General features: G+C 33.0%; 13 protein-coding genes. 5 read left to right on the top strand and 8 right to left on the bottom strand.

What is annotated here, in order from left to right; genetic code table 11:
• Positions 1–298: 298 nt before the first annotated feature.
• Entirely contained in the window at positions 299–598 is a 300-nt protein-coding gene (locus tag FLV_RS09520; RefSeq protein ID WP_243233248.1) for a hypothetical protein, read from the top strand.
• An 86-nt stretch (positions 599–684) separates the two neighbouring features.
• On the opposite strand, the gene uvrA is transcribed toward FLV_RS09520, so the two are convergent.
• Complete coding sequence (gene uvrA, locus FLV_RS09515) at positions 685–3,483, bottom strand: excinuclease ABC subunit UvrA (protein ID WP_243233246.1); 2,799 nt, start codon at positions 3,481–3,483, stop codon at positions 685–687.
• A gap of 792 nt (positions 3,484–4,275) precedes the next feature.
• Here uvrA and FLV_RS09510 point away from each other — a divergent pair.
• From FLV_RS09510 to FLV_RS09500, 3 genes are all read left to right on the top strand, one after another.
• Positions 4,276–4,860 carry an RNA polymerase sigma factor gene (locus tag FLV_RS09510; protein ID WP_243233244.1) on the top strand — a complete coding sequence of 195 codons (585 nt, stop codon included), beginning with the start codon at positions 4,276–4,278 and terminating at the stop codon, positions 4,858–4,860.
• Between the two features lie 50 nt (positions 4,861–4,910).
• Positions 4,911–5,054: a hypothetical protein gene (locus FLV_RS09505; protein WP_243233242.1), complete on the top strand. Its 144-nt coding sequence runs from the start codon at positions 4,911–4,913 to the stop codon at positions 5,052–5,054.
• A 525-nt stretch (positions 5,055–5,579) separates the two neighbouring features.
• A complete protein-coding gene (locus tag FLV_RS09500; protein WP_243233240.1) occupies positions 5,580–6,644 on the top strand; it encodes a hypothetical protein in 1,065 nt (354 codons plus the stop codon).
• A gap of 14 nt (positions 6,645–6,658) precedes the next feature.
• Here the strand turns inward: FLV_RS09500 and FLV_RS09495 are convergent, their stop codons facing one another.
• The gene (locus FLV_RS09495; protein ID WP_243233239.1) at positions 6,659–7,315 is read right to left on the bottom strand and encodes an endonuclease III domain-containing protein; all 657 of its coding nucleotides are present in this window, start codon (positions 7,313–7,315) and stop codon (positions 6,659–6,661) included.
• Between the two features lie 225 nt (positions 7,316–7,540).
• Between FLV_RS09495 and bcp the strand changes: the two genes are divergently transcribed.
• Positions 7,541–7,993 (top strand): thioredoxin-dependent thiol peroxidase, encoded by a 453-nt coding sequence (gene bcp, locus FLV_RS09490; RefSeq protein WP_243233237.1) that lies wholly within the window; start codon positions 7,541–7,543, stop codon positions 7,991–7,993.
• A gap of 442 nt (positions 7,994–8,435) precedes the next feature.
• On the opposite strand, the gene FLV_RS09485 is transcribed toward bcp, so the two are convergent.
• From FLV_RS09485 to FLV_RS09460, 6 genes are all read right to left on the bottom strand, one after another.
• Positions 8,436–11,156, bottom strand: coding sequence for a DNA gyrase/topoisomerase IV subunit A (locus FLV_RS09485; protein WP_243233235.1), 2,721 nt, complete (start codon positions 11,154–11,156; stop codon positions 8,436–8,438).
• Between the two features lie 32 nt (positions 11,157–11,188).
• Positions 11,189–12,271, bottom strand: a complete 1,083-nt coding sequence (locus FLV_RS09480; protein WP_243233234.1) for a YhcG family protein — start codon at positions 12,269–12,271, stop codon at positions 11,189–11,191.
• 134 nt (positions 12,272–12,405) lie between these two features.
• Complete coding sequence (locus FLV_RS09475) at positions 12,406–14,274, bottom strand: DNA topoisomerase IV subunit B (RefSeq protein WP_243233233.1); 1,869 nt, start codon at positions 14,272–14,274, stop codon at positions 12,406–12,408.
• Positions 14,275–14,438: 164 nt separating this feature from the next.
• Complete coding sequence (gene pncB, locus FLV_RS09470) at positions 14,439–15,611, bottom strand: nicotinate phosphoribosyltransferase (RefSeq protein WP_243233230.1); 1,173 nt, start codon at positions 15,609–15,611, stop codon at positions 14,439–14,441.
• Positions 15,612–15,895: 284 nt separating this feature from the next.
• Positions 15,896–16,870, bottom strand: a complete 975-nt coding sequence (locus tag FLV_RS09465; protein ID WP_243233227.1) for a transglutaminase domain-containing protein — start codon at positions 16,868–16,870, stop codon at positions 15,896–15,898.
• A 5-nt stretch (positions 16,871–16,875) separates the two neighbouring features.
• Positions 16,876–17,403: an NADPH-dependent FMN reductase gene (locus tag FLV_RS09460; protein WP_243233225.1), complete on the bottom strand. Its 528-nt coding sequence runs from the start codon at positions 17,401–17,403 to the stop codon at positions 16,876–16,878.
• Between the last annotated feature and the right edge of the window lie 129 nt (positions 17,404–17,532).

Raw genomic sequence — 17,532 nt, 5'->3', positions numbered from 1 at the left:
GTGTAATCTCTTGAATTGGATGCCTTTTTTTAAAAAGATTTTTTTTTTAAAGGATCGTGTGAAAAATGGTAAAAAGATGTAATTTGTTGATTAGGTATTCTTTAATGTTAAGATTTAACAGTTGTTTTATTTATGGTTTATAAGATAAAAATTACCTTTATGTTTTCAAATTAATAACAAATCCTCTTTTATATTGAAAAATCATTTGTAAATCACTAAAAGTGGGTATTGTTAACAGTGTTCGGTTTGTGTAATTTTGTTAAAAAAATTAAGTCAGATTAATTTTAATTTAATAATTATGAAAAACAATCAATTCAGCCGGGAAGAAAGTTTACAAGTATTCTCTAATATGATTTCTAAGAAGGTTCATAATGGATTTGTACTTGAAGAGCGCAATGACAAAATGCTTTTTGCGGTACTTTCAAAAGGAGGAAAAGCTGTGGATCACGGATTTAATTTCATAATTTTTTGTTTAACCCTTGGTTTGTGGTCAGTTGCCTGGCTGTATCTTACAATTGAAGCATCAAAACAAAAAAAGATTTTAGTTGCTATAGATGAAGATGGCGTCCCTTTTGAAGAAAAATGTTTAGTTGCATAACATTTTAAATAGTTTAAAAGTTTTAGCCACGAATTACTTTTCATTACAATTTTGTAAAAAAAGAAGTAATTCGTGGCTAATTTTATTTAGTTTAGTTTTTCTTTCAGATAAACACCTGTAACAGATTTTTTTACTTTTACAATATCTTCAGGCGTTCCGGCAGCTAATAAATGACCGCCATTTTCTCCACCTTCAGGGCCTAAATCAATAATCCAGTCGGCACATTTTATAAGATCGAGATTGTGTTCAATTACAATGATCGAATGTCCTTTTTCGATCAGGGCATCAAACGAAGCCAGTAATTTTTTGATGTCATGAAAATGCAATCCCGTTGTGGGTTCATCAAAAACAAATAAGGCTTTGTCTTTTGTAGCTCCTTTTACCAAAAAAGAAGCCAATTTAATACGTTGTGCTTCACCACCAGAAAGAGTAGAGGAAGATTGTCCTAATTGCACATATCCTAATCCAACATCCTGAAGGGGCTGTAGTTTTTGAGTAATTTTCGTCTGTTTATTTTTTTCGAAAAATGCAATGGCATCATCAATAGTCATCGTTAGGATATCGTTGATATTTTTTTCGTCAAAATTAATTTCCAGAATCTCTTTTTTGAAACGTTTTCCACCGCAGGTTTCACATGGTAATGAAACATCGGCCATAAATACCATTTCGACATTTATAGAACCTTCTCCTTTACAGGTTTCACATCGGCCACCATCAACATTAAAAGAAAAATGTTTTGCCTGATATCCTCTTATTTTAGATAGTTTTTCTTTGGCGTACAAATCACGAATATCATCATAAGCCTTAATATAAGTTACAGGATTGGATCTGGAACTTCTTCCAATTGGATTTTGGTCAACGTATTCAATATGCTTAATTTGAGAAAACGACCCTGTTATATCGCTAAACTGACCTGCTTTTTCGGCAGCACTTTCCAGCTTTTTTTGCATGGCCGGAAATAATATCTTTTTGATTAATGTACTTTTACCGCTTCCTGAAACGCCGGTAATAACCGTTAAAACATCCAAAGGAAAAGTCACATTGATGTTTTTTAAATTGTTTTCTCTTGCACCAATGATATCAATATGATTTTTGAATTTTCGTCTTTTTTTAGGTACGGAAATTTCTAAATCACCATTTAAATATTTAGCAGTTAGAGATTCTGACTTTAAAATTTCATCATACGTTCCCTGAGCTACCAGATTTCCTCCAAAAGTTCCGGCTTCAGGACCAATATCGATAATCATATCCGCAGCTTTCATAATATCTTCATCGTGTTCAACCACAATTACAGTATTGCCTAAATCACGAAGAGAAAGTAAAACTTTTATCAATCGTTCAGAATCTTTTGGGTGTAAACCAATACTGGGTTCATCGAGAATGTACATCGAACCCACCAAACTGCTTCCGAGTGAAGTTGCTAGATTAATTCTTTGTGATTCTCCTCCTGAGAGTGTGGCAGAATTTCTGTTTAAGGTTAAATAATCTAATCCAACTTCTGTTAAAAAGGATAAACGATTATTGATTTCTACCATCAAACGTTTGGCAATTTGCTGTTCGTAAACATCCAATTCGATGTTTTTGAAAAAAGTAACCAAATGTTTAATTGGTAAATCGACTAATTCTGAAACTGTTTTTTTATTAATTTTTACATACGAAGCTTCTTCACGTAAGCGTTTTCCGCGACAAGCGTGACATTTTGTTTTTCCGCGGTAACGTGATAACATGACACGATTTTGAATCTTATAATTTTTCTCTTCAAGTTCTTTAAAGAAATCGTTTAATCCCTGAAAATACTGATTTCCTTTCCAAATCAAATCTTTCTGGTCTTCTGTAAGTTCGAAATATGGTTTGTGAATCGGGAAATCAAATTTATAAGCATGTTTTACAAATTCATCTTTGTACCAGCTCATACTTTCGCCTCTCCAGGGATAAATTGCACTTTCAAAAACAGATAAAGAAGTATTTGGAACAACCAAATCAGCGTCGATTCCGATAATATTTCCGTAACCTTCACAAACCGGACAAGCACCATAAGGATTATTGAAACTGAATAAATGTACATTTGGCTCCAGGAATGTAATACCGTCTAATTCAAAATTATTAGAATATGATATTTTTTTATCTGAACCTAATTCCTGCAGATAACAAATTCCTTTTCCTTCAAAAAAAGCAGTTTGTACGGCATCGGCAAGACGATTATAAAATTCTTCTTCCTCTTTAACAACAATTCGGTCAATAACTAATAAAATGTCTTTATTGTCTAATTTGTGAATATCTGTAGGTGTAAATTCATCCAGGCGAACCATTTCGTTATCGACTAAAATACGTGCAAATCCTTGCTGTAAAAGTACTTTCAGTTTATCTTCGAGCTGGCGTCCTTCTTCAAGATGAATAGGAGAGAGCAATAACCATTTGCTGTCGGGTTCGAAGCCTTTTACATCAGAAACAACATCGGTTACTGTGTTTTTTTTGACTTCTTGACCTGAAATTGGCGAATAAGTACGACCAATTCTGGCGAATAAAAGTTTGATATAATCGTAAATTTCAGTTGAAGTTCCAACTGTTGAACGAGCGTTTGTTGTGTTTACTTTTTGCTCAATGGCAATCGCCGGAGCAATTCCTTTGATATATTCTACTTTAGGCTTGTCTAAACGTCCTAAAAACTGTCGTGCGTATGATGACAAACTTTCTACATAACGACGTTGCCCTTCGGCATATAAAGTATCGAATGCCAAACTTGATTTTCCGGATCCTGAAAGTCCTGTTATAACTACAAGTTTGTTTCGTGGAATAGCAACATCTACATTTTTTAAATTATGAACCTGCGCTCCTTTGATGATGATATTGTGTTTTGGGTCGAGTGTAGAAATGTCAATTGGCATACTGAAATGAGTTTATACAAAAGTAGTCATTTTCCAATTGAGAAATTAAGATGTATGATTCACAAATTTTTGTCCGATAGCATTTTTTATGAGTAAAAGTTGTTTTTTAGTATTGTACAGTTTTATATATGCCTTTTTAACCCATTGGGTGAAATTGATTAAAAAAGATTGATTTTATTATAAAAAGTATAAAAATTGGTAGTGAAACATCATTTATAACTTAAGGAATTGATGTCACCCTGTGTCCATTCGGCTACGCTCAGGATAAACTTCGTCGAAGGCTTTTGAACACGTAAGGGCTTCGACTCCGCTCAGCCTGACACAGCGGATTATTCTTTATTAATTGATTTAAATTGTTTTAATTTTTAATTTGCCGACTCAAAACCAAAACAAACACGGATGATTTCCCGAGATAAAACCAGTTTTTTGTAAATAACGAGGACTTTTAGAATTTAATGGTTCTTAGTGGAAATTGTATTTTTTCTAATTCAAGCTATTCTCCAGTTGGTAAAGGTTGTTGAGATTAGGGGTATAGGGTTTGTATCCTTTTTTAAACTGTTAAAACATTTCTATTATTAGACTTTTAGCAACACTTTATCGATAAAATTTAATATTAATTGATATTATTTACAATTTTATTATTAATTATTGTTCTGTTCATTTGCTTTTTAAAATAAAAATTTGTTAAATTTGAACAGATTATTAACATAACTAAAACTCATTAGCCTATACCATAAAATTACTTTTTAGAAAATTCCTCCAAATTTTAAACAAAACTAAAAAAGTAGTATTATGGCTGATCTGCATATTCCTGACGCTCTATTGGTTAAAAATTATGTTGAAGGCAATGAAAATGCTTTAGCAACATTAATAAAAAGGCATGAGTCCAAAATATATGGATTCATATATTCTAAGATTGCCGATAGAGATATCTCAAACGATATTTTTCAGGACACTTTTATTAAAGTAATTAAAACTTTAAAAACCAATTCCTATAACGAAGAAGGTAAATTCCTGCCTTGGGTGATGCGTATTTCACATAATTTAATTGTGGATCACTTTCGTAAAACCAAAAAAATGCCAATGTACAGAGAAACAGAAGAGTTTTCGATTTTTTCGATTATGTCTGATGAATCTTTAACCATTGAAGGTAAAATGATTGTCGACCAGGTTGAAGTTGATCTTAAAAAACTGATTCAGGAGCTTCCTGAAGATCAAAAAGAAGTTCTGGTCATGCGAATGTATCAGGACATGAGTTTCAAGGAAATTTCGGAACTGACAGGTGTTAGTATCAATACAGCATTAGGCAGAATGCGTTATGCATTAATGAATTTGAGAAAAATAATTGATAAGCATCAAATTATTTTAACCAACTAATACTATTTTGAAAATTAGCTCGTTATACTACTATAAAACATTTTCATAGTATGGCGAAAATTTACTCTAAAAGAACATTAGCTTCTAAAGATTTAAAACCAAAGAAAGAAGTAGTTTCTTTTTTATTAAGCTATTCACAAGCTTTAAAAGTTGTGAAAATCGATAATAAAAGTTTTGAAATTATAGCTAATTAAACAGCCCACTACTTTTGTCGGATGTTTATTTCGAAAGAAAAACCAAATGGTCGTTTTGGTTGAAAGCTCACTATTCGTATGCAAATACAAATAGTGAGTTTTTTTTGTCTCATCCAAATAAAATATTCATAAGATTTAGGTTACGATTTGTTTAGTTTTTTTGTTAAAATTTATCACTTTGTTAGTTTATTTAATATTTTTTTTTAGTTTAGATAAAATATGGCGCTTTATTAAGATGAATTAATAAAAACGTTTTTTTTTATTTAAAAGCTTTTAAAAATAAATATTAACTAACAAACCAAAACCATTATGGAGAAAAATTACACAACTTTACATTGTTTGTTTACTGTACAGCTTAATGTTTTTGAGAAGGATTAATTCGAATCCGCAGTAATTCTAAATAATAGACAAAAGAAACTTTTGTTCTATGTTTTTCCAATTAGGTTAACTAAGTTTTGGTTCGCCTGTTGTGTCAGAATTATTGATAAAAGCATTAAATCTATTTAATAATCAAACATAATTGAAATGAAAAAAAAACTTAAGATATTATCATTTCTTCTATTGGTAAATATCGGAGCATTTGCTCAGAAAGACGAAATTAAAGAAGCTCAGTCCTATTATGATAAAGGAAAAGCTCAGGAAGCATTAGCAATTTTGAAAAAAGTAGAATATCTCATTATCAATGCCTCCGACGAAATAAAATCTGATTTTTTTTATCTTAAAGGGAATGTGTATAAGGACTTAGCTTCTAAAAATATTGATCCGGCTAATAATTTTACTTTAGCGACCGGTGCCTATCAGGATGTTCTTTTGTATGAAAATGAGTCTCTTAAATATAAATATGCTTTTAAGGCAAATCTGGCTTTAAAAGAGATGAAATCTAAATTAGTAGACGGAGCATATAAAGATTATAAAGAAGGAAAATATAAAGAAAGTGCTGATAAAAGCTATGAGGTTTATTTATTTGACAAAAAGGATACATTAAATCTGTTTAATGCAGCAGCAGCGTCTTTAACCGGTAAAGATTATATTTCCTGTATTAAATATTACGGAGAACTAAAAAAAATAAACTATTCAGGAAAAGGAGTTGTTTATTACGCTAGTAATAAAAAAACTAAAGAAGAAGAAGCTTTTGTTTCTATAAGTGCCAGAGATTTAGGGGTTTCTTCTGGTCTTTACGAAAAGCCCAGAACAGTATTTCCTCCTTCAAAAAAAGAAGAAATTTTAATTGCTTTGGCCTTTTCTTACTTAGAGCGAAATGACTGTACTAATTCCGAAAAATATTATCTGGAAGCTCTACAGATAAATCCAAATTGCCTAAACTGTTACATCAATCTGGTTTATATCAAAATGCAATTGAAAAAAGCATTGGTCGATAAAATGGATGTTTTGGGAAATAGCCCTAAGGAAATGAAAGAATATGATAAATTGAATGTTCAGAAAGACGAAATTGTAAAAAGTGCGATTCCGTATCTTAAAAAAGCATTGGTTATCGAGCCAAAAAATGAAGATGCTATAAAATCACTTTTAGGAATATACAGGTCATTAGAAATGACAAATGAATATAACGCTCTTAAAAACAGCAAGTAAAAATAAAGAAGCTGCTAAACTTTCTTTTTAGCAGCTTCTTCTATCAATGATTTTTTTCCAATAGTCCTTGTAATAATATCTTTCTCCAGATTCCAGCTTCTCGCTGGCGAATATTCGCGTCCGTACCAAATGATTTGTAAATGCAGATCATTCCATAATTCTCTTGGAAACAGTCTTTTAGCATCTTTCTCTGTCTGAACTACATTTTTGCCGTTCGAAAGGTTCCACCTGTACATCAGCCTGTGAATATGTGTATCAACAGGAAAAGCCGGAACACCAAATGCCTGCGACATCACCACACTTGCCGTTTTGTGTCCTACAGCCGGCAAAGCTTCAAGAGCCTCAAAACTCTGCGGAACTTCTCCGTTATGTTTATCAATCAGAATATGTGACAAACCATGAATTCCTTTTGATTTCATTGGTGATAAGCCACACGGACGAATAATTTCCTTAATTTCTTCAACCGACATTTTTATCATATCATACGGATTATCAGCCTTTGCAAATAGCAGTGGTGTAATCTGGTTTACACGCACATCGGTACATTGCGCCGAAAGCAAAACAGCTATCAATAAGGTATAAGGGTCTTTGTGATCTAGCGGTACAGGTATAGTAGGGTAGAGTTCTTTTAACGTATTTATAACAAATTGTACTCGGGCTTCTTTATTCATTTCCGTATTTTTAATCCCGTAAAAATAGCATAATTTTGATGATGTGCCTAATCCGGCTTTCCGTTTCAACTCCTCATTGTCAAAGTAACATTTTTAAGCATTAACAAGAGCTTCCTCCGGTCGCTTTCTTAATGCAAAAAATGTAAACTTTTACAATTCCGGGGTTTTCACTTTAATCCGGGGCAGAAAAAACAATTAACAATTGATACTTAACAATTATAAAAGATGACAACATTACAAAAAGGAGATAAAGCCCCGAATTTTTCAGGAATTGACCAGGATGGTAAAGCGCATAAACTGGCAGATTATGCCGGAAAAAAATTAGTGGTTTTCTTTTATCCAAAAGCCAGCACACCCGGATGCACAGCAGAAGCGTGTGATTTAAGAGATAATTTCGAGCGTTTTAAAGCTAATAATTATGAACTTTTGGGAGTAAGCGCCGATAGTCAGAAAGCGCAATTAAAATTCAAAGACAAATACGAGTTTCCTTTTCCGCTTTTGGCAGATGAAGATAAATCAGTAATCAACGCTTTTGGTGTCTGGGGACCAAAGAAATTCATGGGAAAAGAATATGACGGAATTCACAGGACAACGTTCGTAATCGATGAAAACGGAATTATTGATGAGGTTATTTCGCAGGTAAAAACAAAAGAACACGCTGCTCAGATTTTAAAATAATAACCTGAGTTCGGTTATTATTGAATAGCCTACAGCTTTAGCTAAATAAAAAGAGTGTTGGTTTTTTGGCTAAAGCCAGATTGTCTTTCTAAAATTTAATAAATCTCCAGTTAAAGCAGGAGGCAATTGATGTACTTTTTACGAAACCTTTTTATTGATGTAATAATCGAACTGAAGTTAGTTAATGAACCTGAGCTCGATTATTAAAAAAAAACATCTTGAATTGTTTATCCTGCAAGGTTTTTTTAACTTGTAGGTATCAATACTAATGATCGAATACCTGCAAGGTCTCGAAAAAGACCTTGCAGGAATATTAATCAATATCATTGATTTGTAAATAATTTTGTATTGGATTAATCAACTCAGGTTAATGAATAAAGTTTAATAAAAATGCCCTCTGAAAAGGGCATTTTTTGTAATTATTGATTTCTATTTGTAAAAATTATTCTAAAACCAAACCAATCTGCCCGTCATCATCTAATTCAGTTTCTACAGAATCATCTTCTGAGATTTCAGGTTTTTCAGGAACTTCTTCAACAGGTTCTTCGTAAGGAAGTGACTCTAATAAATTAACTTGTTTTAATTTCTCCGTAGTTAATTGGTTTCCTAAAGCTTTAAAACCTTTTACGGCTATAAAATCCTCAATATCAATATGAAGATCTTCTTTTTGTACTCCTTTTACTTTTGCAAAAACCAATTGCGCTACCGGTCGATAATCGGTTGATACAATTTCTAACTGCGAATTTGGGTGGTCTGTAATAAAACTTTCTTCTTTTCCTTCATTTTCTACAAGGAAACGTTTCAGGAAATAACGTTCTTTTTCTCCATCATAATAAATGGCGGAAATTGGTTTTTTAGGCTTCCATTTTTCCAGAACAATCATATCTTCCTCAAAATGGGTAGACAATTCAGGAATAATGACTTTTAGTTTTCCGCTTTGGCTGATAATCAAAATTTTATCACTTGGTTTAAATTCACCCAGCAATTCACCTCTGGCATCAACATTTAAACGTTTTACCGTATCATCAAACCAAACTTTTCTTGGCAATAAAGTTGAAATTCCTTTTTCTTTTAATTCAATCTTTTTAATTGGATATTTGGTTACCAAATTCCCTTTCGAAGCACGACCTTTAATGGCTAATTTGGCAAAATCAATATCGAACTTCAATTTTTTTATTGTTCCAATCTGACGTAATAAAATAGTAACAACCTCTGCTTCTCCATTTGGATTATGTGAAAAATAAACCACCTGAGAACCGTTTGTGCCGTTCGTTAAATCGTAAGCTTTATCACGTGTTACACCCGAAACATTAAAACGTTTTATGTACGAAGGGCCTGATTTACCATCACGATACATCATGTTGTAAATCGTACGTTTATCGCTTTTATCAAAAACGGCAACGTGTATAATATCTTTTCCGATAAACGTTTTGGCATCGACTTTTGTTATCATTAATGTTCCGTCTCTTAAAAACACGATAACGTCATCAATGTCAGAACAATCACCTACGTATTCGTCTTTCTTTAAGCTGGTTCCAACAAAACCTTCTTCACGGTTTACGTATAATTTGGTGTTTCTTAAAACTACTTTTGTAGCTTCAACATTGTCGAAAACACGAAGTTCTGTCTGACGTTCACGGCCTTTTCCGTATTTTTCTTTTAATTTCGTAAAATAGCCAATGGCAAAATCGGTAAGATGTTCCAGATTGTGCTCAACTTCCTTCATTTCTTCTTCTAATTTCGCAATAAAGTCATCAGCTTTATCAGAGTCGAAACGAGTAATACGAATCATCGGAATCTGAGTTAGTCTTTGCAAATCATCATCATTAATTTCTCTGACAAATGATTTTTTGAACGGCTCAAAACGATCGTATAAATATTTATAAAGCGATTCTCTGTCTGAATACAATTTGAAATCAATGTACATTTCTTCACGAATGAAGATTTTTTCTAAAGTAGAAAAATGCCACTTGTTTTTTAATTCTTCTAGCTGAATTTCCAGTTCCTGACGTAGTAAATCAACGGTTCTGTGTGTCGATATTTTCAACATTTCAGAAACCCCGATAAACAATGGTTTGTTGTCTTCAATAACACAGCCTAATGGCGCTACAGAAGTTTCACAGGCTGTAAAAGCAAACAAAGCATCAATTGTTTTATCCGGTGAAACGCCCGGAAAAAGATGAATTAATATCTCAACATCGGCAGCGGTATTGTCTTCAATTTTCTTGATTTTGATTTTTCCTTTATCATTGGCTTTCAGGATACTATCAATCAAAGTCGTGGTATTGGTCGAAAACGGAATCTGCGTAATTACCAGTGTATTTTTGTCTAACTGCGAAATTTTAGCACGCACACGCACACGTCCACCACGAAGTCCGTCATTATAATTAGACACATCGGCAATACCTTGTGTCATGAAATCAGGATATAATGTAAAAGCTTTTCCTTTTAGAATCTTAATCGAAGCATCGATTAATTCATTGAAGTTATGAGGTAAAACCTTCGTTGATAATCCTACTGCAATACCTTCTGCTCCCTGTGCCAAAAGCAATGGAAACTTCACCGGAAGATTGTTTGGTTCTGCACGACGACCATCGTACGAAACACCCCAATCGGTAATTTTTGGAGAATACAAAACCTCCAGAGCAAATTTAGATAAACGTGCCTCAATGTAACGCGAAGCTGCAGCTCCGTCACCAGTTAAAATATTACCCCAGTTTCCCTGGCAGTCAATCAATAAATCCTTTTGACCAATTTGTACCATGGCATCACCAATACTTGCATCTCCGTGTGGGTGATACTGCATGGTGTGACCAACAACATTGGCAACTTTATTATAACGACCATCATCCAGCTCTTTTAAAGAGTGCATAATACGACGCTGAACCGGTTTAAATCCGTCTTCGATAGCAGGAACCGCACGTTCCAGAATTACGTAAGAAGCGTAATCCAGGAACCAGTCCTTGTACATTCCGGTTACTTTCGTAATAACGTCTTCGCCTTCTTCTTCCTGATTTTCGTAAAAATGCTGCCCTTCAAAGTGTTTCGCATCTACGTCGATAATCTCATCGTCATCTCCAGTCTGATTGTCATCAATCTGGTTGCCATCCTGAGTGTTCTCGTCGTCGTTTGGAATTATATTATCGTCTTCTTCGTCTTTCATTTAATTATATTCGAAATTATAATTTTATAATCTTATTTGTTTTCAAGAAGTTTTTTCAAAACTTCAACACTTGGTAAAACGGTTTTATATTTACTGGCAAAAATCTGTTCATTATGTTCCGGCAAAGTATATTTAACTACAGCTTCGCTTTTATTTTGACAGAGAATAATTCCGATAGTTTTATTTTCATCTTCCAATCGCATTTCCCTATCATAATAGTTCACATACATTTGCATCTGACCTAAATCCTGATGTTTTAATTCGCCAATTTTGAGATCAATGAGCACAAAAGATTTTAATATTCTATTGTAAAAAACTAAGTCAATTCTGAAATGTTTGTCATCAAAAGTGATCCTTTGCTGTCTGCTAACAAAAGTGAAACCATGTCCTAATTCCATTAAGAAATTCTCAAGCTTATTAATGATTTTTTCTTCTAATTGGGATTCTGAATATTGATTTAATTCGGGTAATCCTAAAAATTCAAGAATATAAGGATCTTTAATAATATCTTTCGGTTTTTCAATAATCTGACCTTTTTTTGAAAGTTCCAGAATACCTTCTTTATCACGACTTAAAGATAATCTTGTATAAAGTGCAGAATTATACTGTCGTTTTAATTCTCTAAGACTCCATTTGTATTTAATTGCTTCAATTTCATAAAACTTTCTCTCTTTTTGCTCTTCGATATTCATCAAAAATAGATAATGAGACCATGTCAATATAAAGTTCAAAGCAATTTTAGGTAATTCTATTCTATCTTGGATTTTAGAAATACTAGACGCTGTCTCGTATTTTTGATTAATATCCTCAGAAATATTAGACACTGTCTCGGAAATTGAATATACCAAATATAATTTCCTCATATTCTGTAAATTATCTACAGAAAACCCTTTTCCAAACTCATCTGTTAATTGTTGAGAAAGACCTTTTAAAAGCTGTTTTCCATATTCCGCCCGATCTTTTCCATTCTGTTCTTCTTCAACAATAATTCTTCCAATTTCAAAATAAGTAATTGTCATTGTTGAGTTTACAGTACGTAAAACTTGTTGTCGGGCATTTTGCAATAGCTCCGCAACTTGCTGGAAAATGACTTTATTTTGAAGATCGTTTGACAATATTATTTTTATTTAACCTTAATATTTTCAATTGTATGCTGACTCTTTTTATAATTTTTAATTAAAACATACGTGATTGCAAAACTTACAATAAACACTAGTGCGGCATAAATTAATTTCTTCTTTTCCATTTTTTATATTTCTTCCAGTTCATCAATTTCGACCTTCAGGTTCTTGATAATAAATTCCTGTCTGTCCGGTGTGTTTTTTCCCATATAGAAAGATAACAACTGCTCAATCGAAGTATGTTTGTCCATCATAACCGGGTCAAGGCGGATGGTGTCTCCAATAAAATTTTTGAACTCATCCGGAGAAATCTCTCCCAAACCTTTAAATCGGGTGATTTCCGGCTTTGGTTTTAGTTTTTCAATCGCATCTTTTCTTTCATCTTCAGAATAACAATAAATTGTTTCTTTTTTGTTTCGAACCCTAAAAAGAGGTGTCTGCAAAATATACAAATGTCCTTCTTTGATTAATTCAGGGAAAAACTGAAGAAAAAAGGTAATCAGTAATAAACGAATATGCATTCCGTCGACATCGGCATCGGTTGCAATTACGATATTGTTGTAACGTAATTTTTCTAATCCGTCTTCGATGTCCAATGCAGCTTGCAATAAATTAAATTCTTCGTTTTCATATACAATTTTCTTGGTCATTCCGTAGGAGTTCAAAGGCTTACCACGCAAACTGAAAACGGCTTGTGTATTTACGTCACGCGACTTAGTAATCGATCCCGAAGCCGAATCTCCCTCGGTAATAAAAAGTGTGCTTTCTAAGTTTCTTGGGTTTTTCGTATCAGGAAGATGCGCACGGCAATCCCTTAATTTTTTATTATGAAGATTGGCTTTTTTAGCACGGTCTGTTGCCAGTTTTCTAATTCCTGACAATTCTTTTCTTTCGCGTTCAGCCTGAAGAATTTTACGCAATAAAGCTTCGGCTGTCGGTGGATTTTTATGTAAATAATTGTCTAATTTATTTTTTACAAAATCATTTACAAAAGTTCGAACAGAAACCGCCGGCGTTCCATCATCAGAACCCATATCTGTAGAACCTAATTTTGTTTTGGTCTGAGACTCAAAAACAGGTTCCATCACTTTAATACTAATCGCACTTACAATCGATTTTCGAACATCTGAAGCTTCAAAATTTTTGTTGTAAAATTCCCGAATCGTTTTTACAATCGCTTCTCTGTAAGCCGCTAAGTGTGTTCCTCCCTGTGTGGTATTCTGACCGTTTACGAAAGAGTGATATTCTTCGCTGTATTGCGTTTTACTGTGTGTTAAAGCAATTTCGATATCGTGATCTTTCAAATGAATAATCGGATACTCTAAATCTTCTTCGTTGATGGTTTCTTCTAATAAATCCCGAAGACCATTCTCAGAAATATATTTTTCACCATTAAAAATAATTGTCAGGCCATTGTTCAGGTAACAATAGTTTTTAACCATTTTAATGACATATTCTAAACGAAATTTATAGTTTTTAAAAATCGTTTCATCTGGCGTAAAAGTTACTTTGGTTCCTTTACGCTTTGTGGTATCAATAATGTCTTCTTCCTGAACCAAATTTCCGGCAGAAAACTCCGCTGCTTTTTGTTTGTCATCACGTACAGATTCTACCCGAAAATAATTGGACAAAGCATTTACCGCTTTTGTTCCGACACCGTTCAAACCAACCGATTTCTGGAAAGCTTTAGAATCGTATTTTCCACCAGTATTCATTTTCGAAACTACGTCAACTACTTTTCCCAGCGGAATTCCACGTCCGTAATCACGAACAGAAACCGTTTTGTCTTTGATGGTAACCTCGATAGTTTTTCCTGAACCCATTACGAATTCATCAATACAGTTGTCTAAAACCTCTTTTAAAAGAATATAAATACCGTCATCCGGTGAAGATCCGTCTCCTAATTTTCCGATATACATTCCGGGACGCATACGAATATGCTCTTTCCAATCGAGGGATCTAATATTATCTTCGTTATATTGATTTTGCTCTAGCATAAATGAATTTGGATTTTTGGCTAATGTACCATTTCTGCATAAAAAATGAAAGCGTATTATTTTAAAGTTATCAATAAAAGTACCTGAAAAGCGTAATTAATTGATTTTAAAAAATAGTAATCGTTAAAAATATAAAAAAATGATTTTGTAACCAAAAAATAGAATCAGATTCCGAGTACTTGTTTGGCTAAAGCAATCATTTCGGGCGTTCCCGTGTTTTTGTTTTTTTCGTCAGAAAGTTTTACAACGCCTTGCCAACTAGCATGGTCCGGCTTTGTTTCGGTCAATTTAATCACCATATTCATCGATGGAAGACCGACATCATTGGTAAAATTGGTTCCGATTCCAAAAGACATTCTGATTTTATCCCTGCAAAAATCGGCTATGATTTTAACTTTATCAAAATTAAGAGAATCTGAGAAAACAATCGCTTTAGATTTTGGGTCGATTCCCATTTTCGTATAATGTAAAATTACTTTTTGTGCAAATTCAACAGGGTCACCGCTATCATGCCGAACGCCATCAAAAAGTTTGGAATGTTTTTTATCGAATTGATTGAAGAAAATGTCTGTTGTATAAGTATCGGTTAAAGCAATTCCGAGGTCGCCTCCGTAAACTTGTGTCCAATGTTCAAGACTGATAAAATTTGCTGTTTTAAAACCGTATTGGGCTGCATGAAACATAAACCATTCGTGCGCATGAGTTCCTAAAGGGCGTTTGTTGTTAATCATGGCAAAATGTACATTGCTGGTTCCAATGAAACTTTGTGCACCATAAGTTTTCAATGTTTCATTTACCAAATTATGGACTTCGTAAGAATGACGGCGTCTGGTACCAAATTCTAAAACAGAAACCCCCAGTTTATTATAATTGTCAATTTTGTTTTTGGTGAGTTCTTTTATGGCGTCATCATTTAAACGAATTAGATGATTTGATTTATAAAAAAGTTCAGAAATTAAAGCCATCAAGGGCACTTCCCATAAAATAGTACGATACCAATAACCTTCAATTGCAATTTTGATTTCTGAGCCTTCCTGGATAATTTGAACTTCTGAAGGATCGTAACGATAACCCTGCAGAAAATCTAAATAGGTAGGATCAAGATACGGACAGTAGTGTGATAGATAATTTTTTTCGTCTTTTGTCAGTTTCAGATCTGCCATTGCATCGACAGATTTTCGAAGCAAATCGGCAAAACCCGGAGGAAAAACATGTTTGCCGCGATTGATGAAGCCATAACGAACTTTTGCTTTTGGAAAAAGCCTGATTACAGCATGCTGCATCGTAAATTTATAGAAATCATTATCTAAGATTGATTTCAAAAAAGTTGTTTCCATAATTCAAGCTGTTAATGTTTTTCAAATCAATAACTGCTAAGTTACGCCAATTTCAAAGAAGAAGAAAATTACAAGAACAGAGATTGATTCTAATTCGTTGGGGTAGATTGAAAAATATAAATAGTGAGTAAATCATTATCTATAAATTAAGGAATTGATGTCATTCTGAGTCCATTCGTCTTCGCTCAGGATAAACTTAGTCGAAGGCTTTTGAACACGAAAGGGCTTCGACTCCGCTCAGCCTGTCATCTAATCCTTAATTTTACCCAACAGATTAATTTTATCTATTTTGAAATTACTTTAAAAGAAACAATACTATTTGTATCCAGATAAAATGTAATATAATCCCCGATGGTTTTATCAAAAGTAACCTGAAACTCCAAAGTGCCTCTTTTTTCCTTTGAGTTTACTATTCTAACAGGCTGGTTTTTTTTATTTACATAATAAAAGGGATCTGATTTTGAAATGTTTTTAATCACAAAAGTTATTTTATCGCCATTATTGACTTCAATTATTCCAGATTCCGGTGCTATGATTTTATTGTCTCCTGAAATTGTTTTGTTGTAAATTAAAGGACCATTTAGAAAATCATCTTTGTTTAATTTTTGACCAGAAAAACTACCTGATTCAGGAAAATGTTTTGCAAAAAAATAATCGGGTTCTGTATCAAAATAAGCCGGATCAAAATCTTTTACCATTTTCCCCTTGTTACTGTCGTAATAACCTTGTCCCCACGTAACATCAACTAAACGCCATTTTTTATCAATTAAAACGGTATTCCATGCATGATTGGAAGAGGTGTTTTTTCGGCCAATCTCAGCCAGTCTTGTTTTTGAATCGCCTTTAATAACTTGTGATTTTATTCCAACTAATGAAGTCAAATGCTGAAATAAAAGAGTAAAACCCTCGCAAACTGCTTTTTTAGATTTAAATGCCTTTTGAAGTATATTGTTATTAAACTCTCGTATTTTTTTCTGTTTTTCGGCTTCGGTGCGATACGAAAAACTTTGTGTTTTTGGCGGATTTAAAAAAGAAGCATAATCGTATTTTATATTAAACGCAATCCAACTGTAAATGGCCCTTGCTTTTTCATCATCTGAATTGAAATCTTTTTCTATTTTTTCAGCTAATTCTTCTGTGCTATCGAAATTTTTAGGATATTTCAAAACGATATTGTCAACCGTACTATATTTTTGAGAGTAGGAGGCCTGCAAGAAAATGATATTTAGCAAAATAAATGCAAAAACGATTTGTTTCATTTTCATTAATTGAAACTGTTTTTTACAATTGTTTTTAACTCATTATCGAATTCAATATTTGAGATTTCATTTTTTTCCAAATCAAAATTCGCATTGAAAGAAGGTAATGAAAAAAGTCCTTTTACCAGAGCGCCATATCTTGGAAAAGCGGTTTTTGCAATTTCTAAAACAGAAGCACCACCTCTTGCTCCGGGAGAAGTTGCCATCAAAAGCATTGGTTTTTGCTGAAAAATATCTTTGATAATTCTGGAACTCCAATCGAAAACATTTTTAAAAGCAACCGAGTAATTTCCGTTATTTTCTGCCAAAGAAACAACCAGAATATCGGCACTTTCTATTTTTTTTAGAAATGATTTTGCAATTTCGTGCTGGCCAATTTCTTTTTCTAAATCAACGCTGAATAGCGGCATGACAAAATCGTTGAGGTCTAAAACTTCTACTTCAGCATTTTCAAATTGACTGGCTGCATAAGCTGCTAAATGTTTATTGATTGATTGTTGGCTGTTACTTCCTGCAAAGGCTATAATTTTCATGGTTTTATTTTTTATTAAAAGTACTAAAAATTTAAATTATAATGTAGAACGCAGTAAAATGAAATAAATTTTGAGAAATAAAAAAGCCCAAAAAAGAATCGCTCTTTTTTGGACTTTTTATGATTTTGA

It is taken from the genome of Flavobacterium pectinovorum, assembly GCF_022802975.1.
Lineage (GTDB): Bacteria > Bacteroidota > Bacteroidia > Flavobacteriales > Flavobacteriaceae > Flavobacterium > Flavobacterium pectinovorum_B.
This window is presented reverse-complemented; position numbering and strand designations above follow the sequence as displayed.